This is a genomic window from Enterobacter sp. Crenshaw (assembly GCF_024734705.1).
GTDB lineage: Bacteria > Pseudomonadota > Gammaproteobacteria > Enterobacterales > Enterobacteriaceae > Enterobacter > Enterobacter asburiae_B.
Map to the genome: position 1 here is coordinate 4,449,033 of NZ_CP102932.1, position 17,332 is coordinate 4,466,364.

The 17,332-nt window shown below is 55.8% G+C and carries 15 protein-coding genes; 5 read left to right on the plus strand and 10 right to left on the minus strand.

The window, feature by feature from the left end; all coding sequences use genetic code 11:
* Window positions 1-4 precede the first annotated feature (4 nt).
* From rffC to trxA, 7 genes are all read right to left on the minus strand, one after another.
* Window positions 5-682 carry a dTDP-4-amino-4,6-dideoxy-D-galactose acyltransferase gene (gene rffC / locus NWV12_RS21225; protein WP_033146911.1) on the minus strand — a complete coding sequence of 226 codons (678 nt, stop codon included), beginning with the start codon at window positions 680-682 and terminating at the stop codon, window positions 5-7.
* On the minus strand, window positions 679-1,941 hold the full coding sequence (gene wecC, locus NWV12_RS21230; RefSeq protein ID WP_033146912.1) for a UDP-N-acetyl-D-mannosamine dehydrogenase: 1,263 nt from the start codon (window positions 1,939-1,941) through the stop codon (window positions 679-681). Before wecC ends, rffC begins: the two co-directional genes overlap by 4 nt.
* Window positions 1,938-3,068 carry a non-hydrolyzing UDP-N-acetylglucosamine 2-epimerase gene (wecB, locus tag NWV12_RS21235; protein ID WP_065419804.1) on the minus strand — a complete coding sequence of 377 codons (1,131 nt, stop codon included), beginning with the start codon at window positions 3,066-3,068 and terminating at the stop codon, window positions 1,938-1,940. The genes wecC and wecB overlap by 4 nt, the downstream gene beginning before the upstream one ends.
* A 56-nt stretch (window positions 3,069-3,124) precedes the next feature.
* Window positions 3,125-4,171 (minus strand): ECA polysaccharide chain length modulation protein, encoded by a 1,047-nt coding sequence (wzzE, locus tag NWV12_RS21240; protein ID WP_033146914.1) that lies wholly within the window; start codon window positions 4,169-4,171, stop codon window positions 3,125-3,127.
* Window positions 4,172-4,184: 13 nt separating this feature from the next.
* The gene (gene wecA, locus NWV12_RS21245) at window positions 4,185-5,288 is read right to left on the minus strand and encodes a UDP-N-acetylglucosamine--undecaprenyl-phosphate N-acetylglucosaminephosphotransferase (protein ID WP_048979296.1); all 1,104 of its coding nucleotides are present in this window, start codon (window positions 5,286-5,288) and stop codon (window positions 4,185-4,187) included.
* A gap of 242 nt (window positions 5,289-5,530) precedes the next feature.
* Window positions 5,531-6,790 carry a transcription termination factor Rho gene (gene rho / locus NWV12_RS21250; protein ID WP_008501566.1) on the minus strand — a complete coding sequence of 420 codons (1,260 nt, stop codon included), beginning with the start codon at window positions 6,788-6,790 and terminating at the stop codon, window positions 5,531-5,533.
* 345 nt (window positions 6,791-7,135) lie between these two features.
* On the minus strand, window positions 7,136-7,465 hold the full coding sequence (gene trxA / locus NWV12_RS21255) for a thioredoxin TrxA (protein ID WP_006179218.1): 330 nt from the start codon (window positions 7,463-7,465) through the stop codon (window positions 7,136-7,138).
* 144 nt (window positions 7,466-7,609) lie between these two features.
* On the opposite strand from trxA, the gene rhlB reads away from it, so the two are divergent.
* Window positions 7,610-8,878: an ATP-dependent RNA helicase RhlB gene (gene rhlB / locus NWV12_RS21260; RefSeq protein ID WP_023309646.1), complete on the plus strand. Its 1,269-nt coding sequence runs from the start codon at window positions 7,610-7,612 to the stop codon at window positions 8,876-8,878.
* 6 nt (window positions 8,879-8,884) lie between these two features.
* Window positions 8,885-10,369: a guanosine-5'-triphosphate,3'-diphosphate diphosphatase gene (gene gppA / locus NWV12_RS21265; protein ID WP_048975637.1), complete on the plus strand. Its 1,485-nt coding sequence runs from the start codon at window positions 8,885-8,887 to the stop codon at window positions 10,367-10,369.
* 59 nt (window positions 10,370-10,428) lie between these two features.
* Here gppA and rep read toward each other — a convergent pair whose 3' ends face one another.
* The gene (gene rep / locus NWV12_RS21270; protein WP_101744695.1) at window positions 10,429-12,453 is read right to left on the minus strand and encodes a DNA helicase Rep; all 2,025 of its coding nucleotides are present in this window, start codon (window positions 12,451-12,453) and stop codon (window positions 10,429-10,431) included.
* Between the two features lie 112 nt (window positions 12,454-12,565).
* Here rep and ppiC (NWV12_RS21275) point away from each other — a divergent pair, with 112 nt between their 5' ends.
* Together ppiC (NWV12_RS21275) and ppiC (NWV12_RS21280) are read left to right on the plus strand one after the other, a co-directional pair.
* Window positions 12,566-12,847: a peptidylprolyl isomerase PpiC gene (ppiC, locus tag NWV12_RS21275; protein WP_101744696.1), complete on the plus strand. Its 282-nt coding sequence runs from the start codon at window positions 12,566-12,568 to the stop codon at window positions 12,845-12,847.
* Window positions 12,848-12,897: 50 nt separating this feature from the next.
* The gene (gene ppiC / locus NWV12_RS21280) at window positions 12,898-13,179 is read left to right on the plus strand and encodes a peptidylprolyl isomerase PpiC (RefSeq protein WP_023309650.1); all 282 of its coding nucleotides are present in this window, start codon (window positions 12,898-12,900) and stop codon (window positions 13,177-13,179) included.
* A gap of 93 nt (window positions 13,180-13,272) precedes the next feature.
* Here the strand turns inward: ppiC (NWV12_RS21280) and ilvC are convergent, their stop codons facing one another.
* Window positions 13,273-14,748, minus strand: a complete 1,476-nt coding sequence (gene ilvC, locus NWV12_RS21285; RefSeq protein ID WP_023333828.1) for a ketol-acid reductoisomerase — start codon at window positions 14,746-14,748, stop codon at window positions 13,273-13,275.
* Between the two features lie 152 nt (window positions 14,749-14,900).
* On the opposite strand from ilvC, the gene ilvY reads away from it, so the two are divergent.
* Window positions 14,901-15,791, plus strand: a complete 891-nt coding sequence (gene ilvY / locus NWV12_RS21290; protein ID WP_023333829.1) for an HTH-type transcriptional activator IlvY — start codon at window positions 14,901-14,903, stop codon at window positions 15,789-15,791.
* Here ilvY and ilvA read toward each other — a convergent pair.
* The gene (gene ilvA, locus NWV12_RS21295) at window positions 15,788-17,332 is read right to left on the minus strand and encodes a threonine ammonia-lyase, biosynthetic (RefSeq protein WP_024907958.1); all 1,545 of its coding nucleotides are present in this window, start codon (window positions 17,330-17,332) and stop codon (window positions 15,788-15,790) included. The genes ilvY and ilvA overlap by 4 nt on opposite strands.

Genomic DNA, 17,332 nt, shown 5'->3' on the forward strand with positions numbered 1-17,332 from the left:
CTTGTCACCTGTATAACCAGTAGGCGGTGGCGTCGATGTTGGCACCACTCGCAATATAACGTTTAAGCGCGGCGGTGTTGCCCAGTTGGGTCGCGACCCGCAGCGTCACAAGCTGTTGCTGCTGCGCCCAGTGCAGCGCCGCCTGCATGAGTTTCTCACCCATGCCGCGCCCGGCTAATAAGCCGATACGCGCCTCGCGCTCGTTGAGCTTACGCAGCGAGACGAACCCCTGGATTTGACCGTCCCCTGCACGAAAAACCAGGCAGACGTGGTCAAAGGTGCCTTTGACCGCATTTTCTATCCACTGGGCATAGAAACGTCCGCTATCGTCAGGTGCATACCAGGGCGCACGAAAGCGGCTCTGAGCAAATGCCTGGGCCGCCATCTGACGCAGCGCGGGGATGTCCTGCTCTGTTGCAATTTCCGCGCCGGACGCATCGTGCCGGGTAAGGGTAATGGAAAGGTCTACCTCACCTTCAACCAGCTGAAAGCCGTGTTGCTGCAGCGCATCAAGCAGATCGGCACGCTCCGTCGGGATCTTAGCCTGCACCCGTTGCCAGGCGATAAAATCCGGTTCAGCCAGCACCGGCGCGTCATCGCGCAGACGCACGATGGCCGACGGCAGGCCGAAAAAAGCACTCTCCCACTGCAGGGACTCGAGCACCCCATTCAGGCTGTTCAACGCCAGACACCTTTGGTATCCACAATATACTGCTGACGAACGGCATCGCCGGACGTCGCTTTAAACTCTTTATGATCTACCAGCAGCACCAGCACGTCCGCCGTCGCCAGCGCGTCGTCCAGCGCCGTCAGCGTGCAGTGCCCCGCCAGTTTTGCCGGTAATTCATGGATATTCGGCTCAACCACCAGCGTTTCACCCTTGTGCCATTCGGCAATCATCTCGGCAATTTCCATCGCCGGGCTTTCACGCAGATCGTCAATATTGGGTTTGAATGCCAGACCAAAGCAGGCAATTTTCAGCTCGCTGGCGCGCTTGCCGCTCTCTGCCAGACAATCCGCTACCGTCGCTTTAACCTGATTGAGCACCCAGTGAGGCTTGCTGTCGTTCACTTCACGCGCGGTGCGAATCAGACGCGCCTGCGCCGGATTTTGCGCCACGATAAACCACGGGTCGACGGCGATACAGTGTCCGCCCACGCCCGGACCTGGCTGGAGAATGTTCACACGCGGATGGCGATTCGCCAGACTAATCAGCTCCCAGACGTTAATCCCCTGATCGGCACAGATCAGCGACAGTTCGTTCGCAAAGGCGATATTGACGTCGCGGAAGCTGTTTTCCGTCAGCTTGCACATCTCGGCAGTGCGGGAGTTGGTCACCACGCATTCACCTTCCAGGAAAATCTTGTACAGCGCGCTGGCACGTTCGGAACAGACGGGCGTCATACCGCCAATGACGCGGTCGTTTTTAATCAGTTCGACCATCACCTGACCCGGTAACACGCGCTCCGGACAGTAAGCGATGTTGATATCCGCCTGTTCACCCGCCTGCTGCGGGAAGCTTAAATCAGGGCGCGCGTCGGCCAGCCACTGTGCCATCTGCTCGGTAGCGCCGACCGGAGATGTTGATTCCAGGATCACCAGCGCCCCTTTCTTCAGCACAGGCGCGATGGATTTTGCCGCCGCCTCGACGAACGCCATGTCGGGCTCGTGGTCGCCTTTAAATGGAGTGGGGACGGCAATCAGGTAGGCATCCGCTTCAACTGGCGTCGTGCTGGCACGCAGGAAGCCCCCCTCCACCGCCTCTTTCACCACGCGGTCAAGATCGGGCTCCACAATATGAATCTCGCCACGGTTAATGGTTTCTACCGCCCGTGCGTTGATATCCACACCGACAACCTGTTTCTGACGAGAGGCAAACGCGGCCGCAGTAGGCAAGCCAATGTAGCCAAGACCAATGACCGAGATGGTAGTAAAACTCATAGCGATACCCGATTGTGTTTAAGTGCTTGCAAAATACGGCCACAAGCCTGCCCGTCTCCGTACGGATTATGGGCCCGGCTCATCGCCTGATACGCTTCATCGTCATGCAGCAGGCGCGTGACCTCTTCGACGATGAGCTGCGCGTTGGTGCCGACCAGCCGCACCGTACCGGCTTTGACGGCTTCCGGACGTTCGGTCGTTTCACGCATCACCAGCACCGGTTTGCCGAGGGATGGCGCTTCTTCCTGAATTCCGCCGGAATCGGTGAGGATCAGCCAGGCGTGGTTCATCAGCCAGACAAACGGCATGTAGTCCTGAGGTTCAATCAGAAGGACATTGTCGACATGGCCCAGGATCCGGTTAACCGGCTCGCTGACGTTAGGGTTAAGGTGTACTGGATAGACAATTTGCACATCATCGTTCTGCGCGGCGATTTCAGCCAGCGCGTGACAGATTTGCTCGAAACCCCGGCCAAAGCTTTCGCGACGGTGGCCAGTAACCAGAATGGTTTTTTTACCGTTGTGAAGGAACGGATAGCGGGCAGCGAGCTCTTTCTGAAGCTCGCTATTTGCCAGGACGCGGTCACGTACCCAAATTAACGCGTCAATGACCGTATTGCCGGTCACAAAGATTTTGTTATCGGCGATATTTTCACGCAGCAGGTTCTGACGGGAGTTTTCCGTTGGCGCAAAGTGGTACATCGCCAGATGACCCGTTAACGTGCGGTTGGCCTCCTCCGGCCACGGCGAATAAAGATTGCCGGTACGCAGACCCGCCTCAACATGCCCCACGGGAATTCGCTGGTAAAACGCGGCCAGGCTTGTCGCCACGGTTGTGGTGGTGTCACCGTGAACCAGCACCACGTCAGGCTTGAATGACTCCAGGATCGGCTTAAGCTCTTGCAGAATGCGACAGGTTATCTCCGTTAATCCTTGCCCCGGTTTCATAATATTAAGGTCGTAATCCGGGACGATGGAGAAGAGCGTTAACACCTGATCGAGCATCTCACGGTGTTGAGCAGTGACGCACACTTTCGCTTCAATATCAGGATCGCAGGCCAGCGCATGAACCAGAGGTGCCATCTTAATGGCCTCCGGCCTGGTGCCAAATACGGTTAGTACTTTCACATCGATTCTCTTCGATTAGGCGATGAAGGCCGCAGCCTTCATCGTAGACGGCGTTCTTAGTTTTTGCGACGACGCGTTAACGCCACGCCAGCGCCCGTCAGTGCGCCTACAATCCCCCACATAATCATCAGGAATGCACGACGCGGACTATCGCGTTTTACAGGCTCTTCAGGCGTTCGCAAATAACGATAGGTCTGAAAACGCGGGTCCAGAGATGGACCGACATTAAGCGTATTGAGCATCGCGCGATTTTGATCGTAATCGAGGTCAAAATCAGGACCGACGGCCTGGAGGTTTTCCAGACGCGCCTGCAACATAGGACGACCAAGGAGGAACATCTCTGAATCAGGCAGCTCATCGGCCGGCACGTCAGTCTCAGTACGGGAAATATTGCGCTGTTCCGCAATTTTCAGCGCCTGCTCAATGTTATGCACGCGGCGACCGAAAATGGTATTCGCCACCTCTTCCTGACGTTTCACCTGGGCTTTCATCTGGATGGTACGAGCCGCCCAGGCACCTTTAAGCTCTTCGTTAAGATGGCTTGCGGCACGCTGGCTGGCAAACGCGACGTACTGACGCAACAGGTTGTTGGCATCCGGCGCGGTTTCTGCAATCAGCTTGACGCTGTCATTCACGTTACGCAGCGCGTCGCCCGGCATAAACTGAATATTGTTAATCAGATCGTCCAGCAGGGCGGCGTCGGCTTTTGTATTATCAACCCGACGCTGCTTGTAGTAATCCGTCTGGGACCAGAAATCGCGTCGGGTATCCCACGAAGCCAGCTGCATCACAAACTCTTTATAGGCTTCATCCATAACGGAAGCCTGGTCTGGCGTAGCAAGACTGGCTTTGATGTCCAGGTTACGCAGGAATTGCTGCTGGGAATAGTATCCCCCGAGCATGTTAACCGTTGGCTTGTCTGTAATTGCCGTTGCGCTCCACTCTTGTTTTGCAAAGAACGTATAGGCCAGCGCTAACAGTGCAAAACCCAGCGCGATCCCCGCAATCCAAAGTTTGCCTGCCCATAACACGCGAAACAAACCCCGAATATCCAGTTCATTCTCAGTTACCACTGATTTCGCTCCCGCCAACGGTTGAGTCATCATAGTCCCGGTTTTACTTAGTTAATGTTGTATTTTTGCTACTCTTACGACGCATCCTGCGTTTAAGACGTTTAATAAATCGCGCTACTTTCCAGGCGCGCTTAATGCAGTAGCCGTACAGGAAAAATGCCAGCAAGAATAATGCCAACATAACCCACTCAGGAATAATATGAGAATATTCTGCAGCTACACCAATCGCGGCTAAAATAGCGGCGGCCAGCGTAATCAGCACAAACGCCTGACGAGAAGTAAAACCCGCACGCATGATGAGATGATGAATATGTTGGCGGTCAGGAGAGAAAGGACTCATCCCCTTGCGCAGGCGGCGATACATAATCGCCACCATATCCATTAATGGAATGGCAATAATCCACAGCGCGGTTACGGGGCTTATCGGATGGGTTTGACCCTGTGTGGTTTCAAGCAGGATCCAGATAACCGTAAAACCAATCAGCGTACTGCCCGCGTCCCCCATAAAGACTTTATAGCGACGGCCCAGCACACCGAGATTTAAGAGGATATAAGGCAGAATGGCGGCAATCATGGCAAAACACCACATTGCCAGACTGTACTGACCATCAAACCATAAAATAATGCCGATAGCGGCGAACGAGACGGATGACAACCCACCGAGCAGGCCGTCAATGCCATCCACCATGTTGAAAGCATTGATTGCCGCCCAGACGGCAAAGAGTGTCAGGAAGAAGCCAAATGGACCCAGGACTAACTCCCAGGGGCCAAATACATAGCCGAGGCTTCGCAGATACAGTCCGCCCACAATCATCATCACCACGCCAATGGCCGCCTGAACGGTAGCGCGTATTTTCACCGCAATATCGAACCGGTCATCAAGGGCCCCAACTAACACAAGGACACCGGCGCAGGCAATGTAGAGGGCGGCATGCGGGATATAATAATCGGCAATACCAAACGTGAAGCAAATCCCTGCGTAAACAGAAATCCCGCCGACTAAAGGAATAAGTCCCTGATGGCGTTTACGAAAATTAGGCTTATCCACCAACCCTATTCGTTTTGCCACCTTGCGCGCAATGAACAAAAAACAGGTTGTGAATAAAAAAATACTGATCAGTTCAGTAACGGCGGTGAATAGATTCACAATGGATTGCTCTCAACAAATGTTAGTCCTGGAAGTATAACCATGAAGCCACAGCCTCAGAAGTAATAAAGATGGCTTCTGACTACTCCCTTTGTATATTTTTCAATCAATTATTTCTTTAGCTGCACAAACGACCCTATTGTCGCACCGACCGGTCAAAATTGGGAGTAGATGGTACTAGCGTATAGTCCATAAAAGGAAAACGCCACGTAAAAACGTGGCGTTCGCTGGCTTTATTTGCGTTACGAGCGTTTCATCATGTCGAAGAAATCGTCGTTGGTTTTGGTCATCGCCAGTTTGTTAATGAGGAACTCCATCGCGTCAATTTCACCCATTGGATGGATGATTTTGCGCAGGATCCACATTTTCTGCAGCTCTTCCTGCGTGGTGAGCAGCTCTTCTTTACGGGTACCGGAACGGTTGTAGTCGATAGCCGGGAAGACGCGTTTCTCAGCGATTTTACGAGAAAGGTGCAGTTCCATGTTACCTGTACCTTTAAATTCTTCGTAAATTACTTCGTCCATTTTAGAACCGGTATCGATCAGCGCCGTCGCGATGATGGTCAGGCTGCCGCCCTCTTCCACGTTACGTGCGGCACCGAAGAAGCGTTTCGGGCGATGCAGGGCGTTAGCATCCACACCACCGGTCAGCACTTTACCTGACGCAGGAACGACGGTGTTGTAGGCACGCGCCAGACGGGTGATGGAGTCAAGCAGGATGATCACGTCTTTCTTGTGCTCAACCAGGCGTTTCGCCTTCTCGATAACCATTTCCGCAACCTGAACGTGGCGAGATGCCGGTTCGTCGAAGGTAGAAGCAACCACTTCACCTTTAACCAGACGCTGCATCTCGGTCACTTCTTCCGGACGTTCGTCGATCAGCAGCACCATCAGCACGCAGTCTGGGTGGTTATAAGCGATGCTCTGCGCGATGTTCTGCAGCAGCATGGTTTTACCCGCCTTCGGCGGTGCCACAATCAGACCACGCTGGCCGCGACCAATTGGTGATGCCAGATCCAGAACACGCGCGGTTAAGTCTTCAGTTGAACCGTTACCACGCTCCATGCGCAGGCGAGAGTTCGCGTGCAGCGGCGTTAAGTTCTCAAAGAGGATCTTATTACGCGAGTTTTCCGGTTTGTCGAAGTTAACTTCATTGACTTTCAACAGCGCAAAGTAGCGTTCACCCTCTTTAGGAGGACGAATCTTACCTGAAATGGTGTCACCAGTGCGGAGGTTGAAACGGCGGATTTGGCTGGGGGATACGTAGATGTCGTCAGGGCCGGCGAGGTAGGAGCTGTCTGCAGAGCGGAGGAAACCAAATCCGTCTTGCAATATCTCCAGCACACCGTCGCCAAAGATATCTTCGCCACTCTTAGCGTGCTGCTTCAGGATGGCGAAAATGATGTCCTGCTTGCGCATACGGGCCTGGTTTTCCAGTCCCATATTTTCGCCGAGAGTGATCAGCTCAGAAACCGGCGTATTCTTTAATTCGGTAAGATTCATAATGGTGTGGGTTCTTAAACTCGGGGTGATTCTCGAACTTAATGTTGTGAATGGTATGGCAGGGTCATCCATGCCTGTTTAGCGGCCATCAACTCATGTCTGTTCGCTGTCTGGTCACAGGGAAAGAACGCAGAACTGAAACGACAAGACGGATTGAGTGACAAGCCCGGAATTTAGCCACTTCACGCACTGTTCATGTTAACAACGGGAAGTATCGGGTAAAACAAGATTCAAACAACAAGATATGTTTAAAACGAAGTCATAGCTAACTTAGCACGACTTCAGCCGGGCGTCCAGAGTTCCACATCATTTAGCCGGGAGCCCTGAACGCACAGCGGAGAAACCTTACGCCAGGTTAGCGTCCAGGAACTCTTTCAGTTGACCTTTGGACAGTGCGCCCACTTTGGTCGCTGCCACTTCGCCGTTTTTGAACAGCAGAAGGGTTGGGATGCCACGGATACCGTATTTTGGTGCGGTGCCCGGGTTCTGGTCGATGTTCAGCTTGGCAACGGTCAGTTTGCCCTGATATTCGTCAGCGATCTCATCCAGAATCGGGGCGATCATTTTGCAAGGACCACACCATTCAGCCCAGAAATCGACGAGGATCAGCCCGTCAGCCTTAAGTACGTCCGTGTCAAAACTGTCGTCAGTCAGGTGAATAATTTTATCGCTCATATATAACTCCACAGGAATAAGCCTGGTACGTTGGTTTTGTCTCCACCAACGACGTGTTGATGTCGCATTAACCAACTAAAGGTTGACTTTATTTCACCGGATACGCTTTCGTAAAGCAATAGTAAGCTGATATTCTACCACACTATGAGCAAAACACATTTAACAGAACAGAAGTTTTCCGACTTCGCGCTGCACCCGAAGGTGATTGAAGCCCTTGAAAATAAAGGGTTTCATAACTGCACGCCCATTCAGGCCCTCGCGCTGCCGCTGACGCTGGCCGGTCGCGATGTTGCCGGGCAGGCGCAAACCGGTACCGGCAAAACGATGGCGTTTTTAACGTCAACGTTTCATTATTTACTTTCTCACCCAGCGATTGCAGACCGCAAAGTTAACCAGCCGCGCGCGCTAATTATGGCACCGACGCGAGAACTGGCGGTACAGATCCACGCAGACGCTGAACCCCTGGCGCAGTCTACCGGACTGAAGCTTGGCCTGGCCTATGGCGGCGACGGCTACGATAAACAGCTGAAAGTGCTGGAAAGCGGTGTGGATATCCTGATCGGTACCACCGGTCGTCTTATCGACTACGCCAAACAGAATCACATCAACCTCGGCGCAATCCAGGTTGTGGTGCTCGATGAAGCTGACCGCATGTACGATCTGGGCTTCATTAAAGACATCCGCTGGCTGTTCCGCCGTATGCCTCCGGCCAATCAGCGTCTGAATATGCTGTTCTCTGCAACCCTCTCATACCGCGTTCGCGAACTGGCGTTCGAACAGATGAACAACGCCGAATATGTCGAAGTGGAACCGGAGCAGAAAACGGGTCACCGCATTAAAGAAGAGCTCTTCTACCCTTCCAATGAAGAGAAAATGCGTCTGCTGCAAACGCTGATTGAAGAAGAGTGGCCAGATCGCGCCATTATCTTCGCGAACACCAAACACCGTTGTGAAGACATCTGGGGCCATCTGGCTGCAGACGGTCACCGTGTTGGTCTGCTGACCGGCGACGTGGCGCAGAAAAAACGCCTGCGTATTCTTGAAGAGTTTACCCGTGGCGATCTCGATATTCTGGTCGCAACCGACGTTGCTGCTCGTGGTCTGCACATTCCGGCCGTGACGCACGTCTTTAACTACGATCTGCCAGACGACTGCGAAGACTACGTACACCGTATCGGTCGTACCGGTCGTGCGGGCGCAAGCGGTCACTCGATTAGCCTTGCGTGTGAAGAGTATGCGCTGAATCTTCCAGCCATTGAGACGTATATCGGTCACTCTATTCCGCAGAGCAAATACAATCCGGAAGCGCTGTTAAGCGAACTGCCGCCGCCTAAGCGTCTAACCCGCCCACGCTCCGGCAATGGTCCGCGTCGTTCAGGTGGCGCGCCGCGTAATCGTCGTCGTTCAGGTTAAGAAAATATGCTCAGCTCCACCTCGCTTTATGCGGCAATTGATCTCGGTTCGAATAGTTTTCATATGCTGGTTGTGCGCGAGGTGGCGGGAAGCATACAAACGCTGACGCGCATCAAGCGCAAGGTCCGCCTCGCGGCGGGCCTGAGCAGCGATAATCACCTCTCCCCTGAAGCCATGGAACGTGGCTGGCAGTGTCTGCGGCTCTTTGCCGAACGTCTGCAGGATATCCCGCACGCCCAAATCACCGTGGTCGCCACTGCGACACTCCGCCTGGCGGTCAACGCCGTGGATTTCATTGCCAGAGCGCAGGAAATTCTGGGTTGTCCGGTACAGGTTATCAGCGGTGAAGAAGAGGCTCGCCTGATTTACCAGGGCGTTGCGCACACCACGGGAGGTGACGATCGTCGTCTGGTGGTGGATATCGGCGGTGCCAGTACCGAGCTTGTGACCGGCACGGGCGCGCAGGCAACGTCGCTGTTCAGCCTGTCGATGGGCTGCGTGACCTGGCTTGAGCGCTACTTTACCGATCGGAACCTGGCGAAAGAGAACTTCGACGAGGCAGAAAACGCCGCGCGCGAGGTATTACGCCCGGTGATGGACGAGCTGCGCTATCACGGCTGGAAAGTCTGCGTGGGTGCCTCGGGTACCGTGCAGGCTCTGCAGGAAATCATGATGGCGCAGGGAATGGACGAGCGGATTACGCTTGCCAAACTTCAGCAGCTGAAACAGCGCGCCATTCAGTGCGGACGCCTGGAAGAGCTGGAAATTGAAGGCCTGACGCTGGAACGCGCGCTGGTCTTCCCGAGCGGACTGGCTATTCTTATCGCCATTTTCACCGAGCTGAACATCCAGTGTATGACCCTGGCCGGCGGCGCGCTGCGCGAAGGTCTGGTCTACGGGATGTTACATCTGTCGGTCGATCAGGATATCCGCAGTCGTACCCTGCGCAACGTTCAGCGTCGTTTTCTGGTTGATATCGATCAGGCAGGACGCGTATCGCAGCTGGCGTCACGCTTCGCCGATCAGGTTGCTAACGTCTGGGATCTTGACCATCTGAGCCGGGATTTACTGCTGAGCGCCTGTGCGCTACATGAAGTGGGGCTGAGCATTGATTTTAAGCAGGCACCGGCTCATGCAGCGTATCTGGTGCGAAACCTGGATTTACCGGGCTATACGCCTGCACAGAAAAAATTGCTGGCCACGCTGCTGCTGAACCAGACCAACGCCGTCGATCTCTCCTCTTTGCATCAGCAAAACGCCGTACCGCCGCGCGTGGCCGAGCATCTGTGCCGCCTGCTGCGTCTGGCGATTCTGTTTGCCAGCCGCCGCCGCGATGATTTGCTGCCGGCCATTAATCTGGTGGCCGATGACGAGAAGCTTTCGCTGACGCTGCCGGAGAACTGGATTGATCGTCACCCATTAGGGGCTGAAATGATCGAGCAGGAGTGCCAGTGGCAGAGCTATGTGCACTGGGTGCTGGAAGTAAAGTAATACGCTGAACAGTGCCGGGTGGCGGCTTCGCCTTACCCGGCCAACAGGTCCCTCCGGACTCATCCTTTTTCTTTGGCTTTTGCCAGCATAGCGCGTATGTTCGCCACGTTAGCCTGTCCCTTGTGCATCCGCTCTTCTGCGGTAATCACTTTGCGCTCCTGTTCCCAGATCAGGTCATCCTGCGGCAGTTCCAGCAGGAAACGACTCGGCTCCGGGCGAACCAGTTCACCGTACTGGCGGCGCTCTTTACACAGCGTAAACGTCAGCTCTTTCTGCGCGCGGGTGATCCCCACGTAGGCCAGACGGCGCTCCTCGTCGACGTTGTCTTCATCAATGCTGCTCTGGTGCGGCAACAATCCCTCTTCCATGCCGACCAGATACACATACGGGAACTCCAGCCCTTTTGACGCATGCAGCGTCATCAGCTGAACCTGATCGGCCTCTTCTTCGCTCTCGCCGCGCTCCATCATGTCGCGCAGGGTAAAGCGGGTGACCACCTGCGTTAGGGTCATCGGCTCGTCGATTTCAGAGCCCTCCAGCATTTCGGTCATCCAGCTGAAGAGCTGGTTAACGTTTTTCATGCGCATCTCAGCCGCCTTCGGGCTGGCTGAGGTTTCATACAGCCAGGACTCATAGTCGATGCCGTGAATGAGATCGCGCACTGCCGCCACCGGCTCGCGCTCCGCGAGACGCTGCACTTCGCCAAGCCAGTGGGTGAAGCGGGTTAACGAGTCATACCCGCGTCCGGTTAACGTCTGGCTCAGCCCCATGTCGAAGCTGGCAGTGAACATACTTTTGTTGCGGGTCATCGCCCACTCGCCGAGCTTTTGCAGCGTCGCCGTGCCAATCTCGCGTTTAGGCGTATTCACGATGCGCAGAAACGCGCTGTCATCATCCGGGTTTGTGAGCACGCGAAGATAGGCCAGCAGATCTTTGATTTCTGGCCGCGAGAAGAACGACGTGCCGCCCGAGATTTTGTACGGAATGCGGTTCTGCATCAGCATCTTTTCAAAGACGCGCGACTGGTGATTGCCGCGATAGAGGATCGCGTAATCCTTATATTCGGTTTTGTTGACGAAGTGGTGAGCGATGAGTTCGCCCGTCACGCGCTCCGCTTCATGATCCTCATTGTTGGCGCTGAGCACTTTCAGCTCCGTGCCGTAGCCCAGTTCGGAGAAGAGACGCTTCTCAAACACGTGCGGGTTATTGGCAATCAGGATGTTTGCCGCCTTCAGGATACGCCCGGAGGAGCGGTAGTTCTGCTCCAGCTTAATCACCTGCAGGGCCGGGAAATCTTTGCTCAGCAGCACCAGGTTTTGCGGGCGCGCGCCGCGCCAGGAGTAAATCGACTGGTCGTCGTCGCCTACCACGGTGAAACGCGCGCGCTGCCCCACCAGTAGCTTCACCAGCTCGTACTGGCTGGTGTTGGTGTCCTGATATTCATCCACCAGCAGGTAGCGGATTTTATTCTGCCAGCGCTCGCGCACCTCTTCATTGCGCTGCAGCAGCAGCGTGGGCAGCAGGATCAGATCGTCAAAGTCCAGCACGTTGCACGCTTTCATATGCGCATCGTACAGACCGTAGCAGTGGGCGAAAATCCGATCCCGTTCGCCTTTGGCGATCGCCGCGGCCTGGGCCGGCGTCATCAGATCGTTTTTCCAGTTCGAGATCGTCGAGATCAGCTGCTGCAACAGCACTTTGTCATCTTCGATCAGCCCCTCGGTGAGCTCTTTGAGCAGCGCCACCTGATCGGTATCGTCAAAGAGCGAGAAGTTGGACTTCATTCCCAGCGCCGCATACTCGCGTTTGATGATATCCAGCCCCAGGGTGTGGAAGGTGGAGATCATCAGGCCGCGCGCCTCTTTACGGCCCAGCGTCTGGCCGACGCGCTCTTTCATCTCGCGCGCCGCTTTATTGGTAAAGGTGACCGCCGCAATGTGTCGCGCCTGATATCCGCAGTTGTGGATCAAATGGGCGATTTTGTTGGTGATCACGCGGGTTTTACCCGAACCGGCCCCTGCCAGCACCAGGCATGGTCCAGTAACGAATTCGACCGCTTGTTGTTGTCCAGGGTTTAAACGCATGGGAGTGTTGCTCAATCTTCGAACGGGGTGTGGATTGTAGCAGAAAGCCGGGCGCAGATTTACCGGCTAATGATAAAGTGGAGAAATCGCGTTTAACCCGTAGAGCAGAACCATGAAAAAGACCGCAGCAGCCCTGCATATTCTGGTAAAAGAAGAGAAACTGGCTCAGGAGATCCTGGTCAAGCTGGAGCGCGGCATCAGCTTTGATCATCTGGCGAAGCGTTACTCTAAATGCCCGTCCGGGCGCAATGGCGGGGATCTCGGCGAGTTTCAACAAGGTGCGATGGTCGGCCCGTTCGATCGGGCGGTCTTTAGCTGCCCTCTCCTGAAGCCCTACAGCCCGGTAAAAACCAAATTTGGCTACCATATCATTAAGGTGCTTTATCGCCGCTGACGCGTGGTATATTGCGCCCCGATTTATTTCAACCTATTCAAGGCACGATCATGGCAAAAACAGCAGCAGCAGTGCACATCCTTGTTAAAGAAGAGAAACTGGCTTTAGACCTTCTGGAGCAGATTAAAAACGGTGCCGACTTCGGCAAGCTGGCGAAGAAGCACTCCATCTGCCCGTCAGGCAAACGCGGCGGCGATCTGGGTGAGTTCCGCCAGGGCCAGATGGTTCCGGCGTTCGATAAAGTGGTGTTCTCCTGCCCGGTGCTGGAGCCAACCGGCCCGCTGCACACGCAGTTCGGCTACCACATTATTAAAGTACTGTATCGGAAATAAACAGCAAGGCCTTCTCTTAGAGAAGGCCTTGAATGTTTGCACCCTCTCCCCGTGGGAGAGGGGCGGGGTGAGGGCATCAGCCCGCACCAGGTGTTAACCCGCTACCGCAATACGCTTCATATCGGTCATGTAGCCACGCAGTTTGTGACCCACTTTCTCGATCTGGTGGCTGCGAATCGCTTCGTTCACATCACGCAGCTGCGCGTTATCCACGGCACCTTCCGCAATCGCTTTACCCAGATCGCCCGTCTGCAGAGTGGTCATAAACTCTTTCAGCAGCGGTACGCAGGCGTAAGAGAACAGGTAGTTACCGTATTCTGCGGTATCAGAAATAACCACGTTCATTTCGTACAGACGCTTACGGGCGATGGTATTCGCGATCAGCGGCAGCTCGTGCAGAGATTCGTAGTACGCGGACTCTTCGATGATGCCGGAATCCACCATGGTTTCGAACGCCAGCTCAACGCCTGCTTTCACCATGGCGATCATCAGTACGCCTTTATCGAAGTACTCCTGCTCGCCGATTTTACCTTCGTACTGTGGCGCGGTTTCGAACGCGGTTTTACCGGTCTCTTCACGCCAGGTCAGCAGGTTTTTATCGTCGTTCGCCCAGTCCGCCATCATGCCGGAAGAGAATTCGCCGGAGATGATGTCGTCCATATGTTTCTGGAACAGCGGTGCCATGATGGTTTTCAGCTGTTCAGACAGCGCGTAAGCACGCAGTTTTGCCGGGTTGGACAGACGGTCCATCATCAGCGTAATACCGCCCTGCTTCAGCGCTTCGGTGATGGTTTCCCAGCCGAACTGGATCAGTTTTTCCGCGTAGGCCGGGTCGGTGCCTTCTTCCACCAGCTTGTCAAAGCACAGCAGAGAACCGGCCTGCAGCATGCCGCACAGAATGGTCTGCTCTCCCATCAGGTCAGATTTCACTTCGGCAACGAAGGACGATTCCAGAACGCCCGCACGGTGGCCGCCGGTCGCCGCTGCCCACGCTTTGGCAATCGCCATGCCTTCGCCTTTCGGATCGTTTTCCGGGTGAACTGCGATAAGCGTCGGCACGCCGAAGCCACGTTTGTACTCTTCGCGTACTTCCGTACCCGGACATTTCGGTGCCACCATCACCACGGTGATGTCTTTGCGGATCTGCTCGCCCACTTCAACGATGTTGAAGCCGTGGGAGTAACCCAGCGCGGCGCCGTCTTTCATCAGCGGCTGTACGGAACGCACTACGTCAGAGTGCTGTTTGTCCGGGGTCAGGTTAACCACCAGATCCGCCTGCGGGATCAGCTCTTCGTAGGTGCCCACTTTGAAGCCGTTTTCGGTCGCTTTACGCCAGGAAGCACGCTTCTCGGCAATCGCTTCTTTACGCAGGGCATAGGAGATATCCAGACCGGAGTCACGCATGTTCAGGCCCTGGTTCAGACCCTGTGCGCCACAGCCGACGATGACCACTTTTTTACCCTGAAGGTAGCTCGCGCCATCGGCAAATTCATCGCGCGCCATGAAGCGGCATTTGCCCAGCTGCGCCAGCTGCTGGCGCAAGTTCAGTGTATTAAAGTAGTTAGCCATGGGTGATACCTCGTGATGTTGTGTGTCTTATTGTTCGGTTCGCGTTTCAGCGAGAATGTACCCACATTACAACAGGAAATTTATTGCGGAAATTGATATATTCACAACGTCATATTGCAATTTTTGCAATGTAAAAAGAGGGAGTGGAATCGGTGGATTTACGCGATCTGAAAATGTTCCTGCACCTGGCGGAAAGCCGCCATTTTGGCCGCAGCGCCCGGGCGATGCACGTTAGCCCCTCCACGCTTTCACGCCAGATCCAGCGCCTTGAGGAGGACCTCGGCCAGCCGCTGTTCGTGCGCGATAACCGCACCGTCACCCTCACGGAAGCGGGTGAAGAGCTGCGCATTTTTGCCCAGCAGACGCTGCTACAGTACCAGCAGCTGCGACACTCAATTGACCAGCAGGGGCCGTCGCTTTCCGGCGAGCTGCATATTTTCTGCTCCGTGACCGCCGCCTACAGCCATCTGCCGCCCATCCTTGACCGCTTCCGCGCGGCGCATCCGTCGGTTGAAATTAAGCTCACCACCGGCGACGCCTCCGACGCAATGGAAAAAGTGGTGACGGGCGAAGCGGATCTCGCCATAGCAGGGAAACCCGAAACCCTGCCGGGCGCGGTGGCATTCTCAATGCTGGAGAATCTGGCGGTGGTACTGATTGCCCCGGCGCTGCCCTGCCCGGTGCGTAACCAGGTGTCGGTGGAAAAACCGGACTGGTCGACGGTGCCGTTTATCATGGCCGATCAGGGGCCGGTGCGCCGCCGCATAGAGCTGTGGTTCCGCCGTCAGAAAATCAGCAATCCGTCGATTTACGCCACGGTCAGTGGCCACGAGGCGATGGTGTCGATGGTGGCGCTGGGCTGCGGCGTGGCGCTGCTGCCGGAAGTGGTGCTGGAGAACAGCCCGGAACCGGTGCGCAATCGCGTGATGATTCTGGAGCGCAGCGACGAGAAGACGCCGTTTGAGCTTGGCGTGTGCGCACAAAAAAAGCGGCTGCATGAGCCGCTTATTGATGCGTTCTGGACGATATTGCCGAACCACTAGCCTGCCAGGAAGAAGCGGAAGGCCGGGTTATGGGTTTCGTCGTGACACTCATAGCCCAGCTCGTTCAGCCGCGTTTCGAAATCCGGCTCGTGCTCGCCCAGTTCGAACGCCGCCAGCACGCGGCCATAGTCGGTGCCGTGGCTGCGGTAGTGGAACAGGGAAATGTTCCAGTGCGTGCCCAGCGTGTGCAGGAACTTGAGCAGCGCGCCCGGTGATTCCGGGAACTCGAAGCTAAACAGACGTTCCCTGAGCGGCTTCGATGGACGCCCGCCGACCATGTAGCGCACGTGCAGCTTCGCCATCTCATCGTCAGAAAGATCGACCACGCTATAGCCGCCCTCATGCAGCAGGTTGAGGATCTCTTTGCGCTCCTCGACGCCGCGGCTCAGACGCACGCCGACAAAAATGCAGGCGTCTTTGGCATCGGCAAAACGGTAGTTGAACTCCGTCACCGAACGGCCGCCCAGCAGCTGGCAGAACTTCAGGAAGCTGCCCTTCTCTTCAGGAATCGTCACCGCCAGCAGCGCTTCCCGCTGTTCACCCAGCTCGCAGCGCTCGGAAACGTAGCGCAGACCGTGGAAGTTCACGTTCGCTCCAGACAGCACGTGCGCCAGGCGCTCGCCGCGAATGTTGTGCTGCGCGATGTATTTTTTCATCCCCGCCAGCGCCAGCGCGCCTGACGGTTCCGCCACCGCACGCACATCCTCGAACAGATCCTTCATCGCCGCGCAGATGGCGTCGCTATCAACCGTAACGATATCGTCGAGATACTCCTGGCACAGGCGGAAGGTTTCGTCCCCAATGCGCTTCACCGCCACGCCCTCGGCAAACAGCCCGACGCGCGGCAGGTCCACCGGATGCCCGGCATCCAGCGCCGCTTTCAGGCAGGCAGAGTCTTCCGCTTCAACGGCAATGACTTTGATCTGCGGCATCAGCTGTTTGATCAGCACCGCCACGCCTGCGGCCAGGCCACCGCCGCCTACCGGGACGAAGACGCGGTCGAGATGGGCATCCTGCTGCAGCAGTTCCAGCGCCAGCGTGCCCTGCCCGGCAATCACCATCGGGTGGTCGAACGGCGGCACCCAGGTAAAGCCCTGCTGCTGCGCCAGTTCAATCGCTTTGGCTTTGGCTTCGTCAAAGTTGGCGCCGTGGAGCAGCACTTCGCCGCCGAAACCGCGCACCGCGTCGACTTTGATATCTGCGGTAGCGACCGGCATCACGATCAGCGCTTTCAGCCCCAGACGGGCAGACGAGAACGCCACGCCCTGGGCGTGGTTGCCCGCAGACGCGGTAATCACGCCGCGCGCTTTCTGCTCGTCGGTCAGCCCGGCCATCATCGCGTAGGCGCCGCGCAGCTTAAAGCTGTGCACCGGCTGACGATCTTCGCGCTTCACCAGAATGACGTTGTCGAGGCGCGAAGAGAGTTTTTCCATTTTCTGCAGGGGCGTGACCTGCACGGCTTCATAGACCGGCGCGCGTAGCACCGCTCTCAGGTATTCCGCCCCCTCAGGGGCGGCGGATAAGGGTTGTGACTCGGCCAT

Excerpts from the sequence above, each read along its gene's own strand:
- wecC (WP_033146912.1), bottom strand. The coding sequence starts at position 1,941 with ATGAGTTTTACTACCATCTCGGTCATTGGTCTTGGCTACATTGGCTTG.
- wzzE (WP_033146914.1), bottom strand. The coding sequence starts at position 4,171 with ATGACTCAACCGTTGGCGGGAGCGAAATCAGTGGTAACTGAGAATGAA.
- rho (WP_008501566.1), bottom strand. The coding sequence starts at position 6,790 with ATGAATCTTACCGAATTAAAGAATACGCCGGTTTCTGAGCTGATCACT.
- trxA (WP_006179218.1), bottom strand. The coding sequence starts at position 7,465 with ATGAGCGATAAAATTATTCACCTGACTGACGACAGTTTTGACACGGAC.
- rhlB (WP_023309646.1), top strand. The coding sequence starts at position 7,610 with ATGAGCAAAACACATTTAACAGAACAGAAGTTTTCCGACTTCGCGCTG.
- gppA (WP_048975637.1), top strand. The coding sequence starts at position 8,885 with ATGCTCAGCTCCACCTCGCTTTATGCGGCAATTGATCTCGGTTCGAAT.
- rep (WP_101744695.1), bottom strand. The coding sequence starts at position 12,453 with ATGCGTTTAAACCCTGGACAACAACAAGCGGTCGAATTCGTTACTGGA.
- ppiC (WP_101744696.1), top strand. The coding sequence starts at position 12,566 with ATGAAAAAGACCGCAGCAGCCCTGCATATTCTGGTAAAAGAAGAGAAA.
- ppiC (WP_023309650.1), top strand. The coding sequence starts at position 12,898 with ATGGCAAAAACAGCAGCAGCAGTGCACATCCTTGTTAAAGAAGAGAAA.
- ilvC (WP_023333828.1), bottom strand. The coding sequence starts at position 14,748 with ATGGCTAACTACTTTAATACACTGAACTTGCGCCAGCAGCTGGCGCAG.
- ilvA (WP_024907958.1), bottom strand. The coding sequence starts at position 17,332 with ATGGCCGAGTCACAACCCTTATCCGCCGCCCCTGAGGGGGCGGAATAC.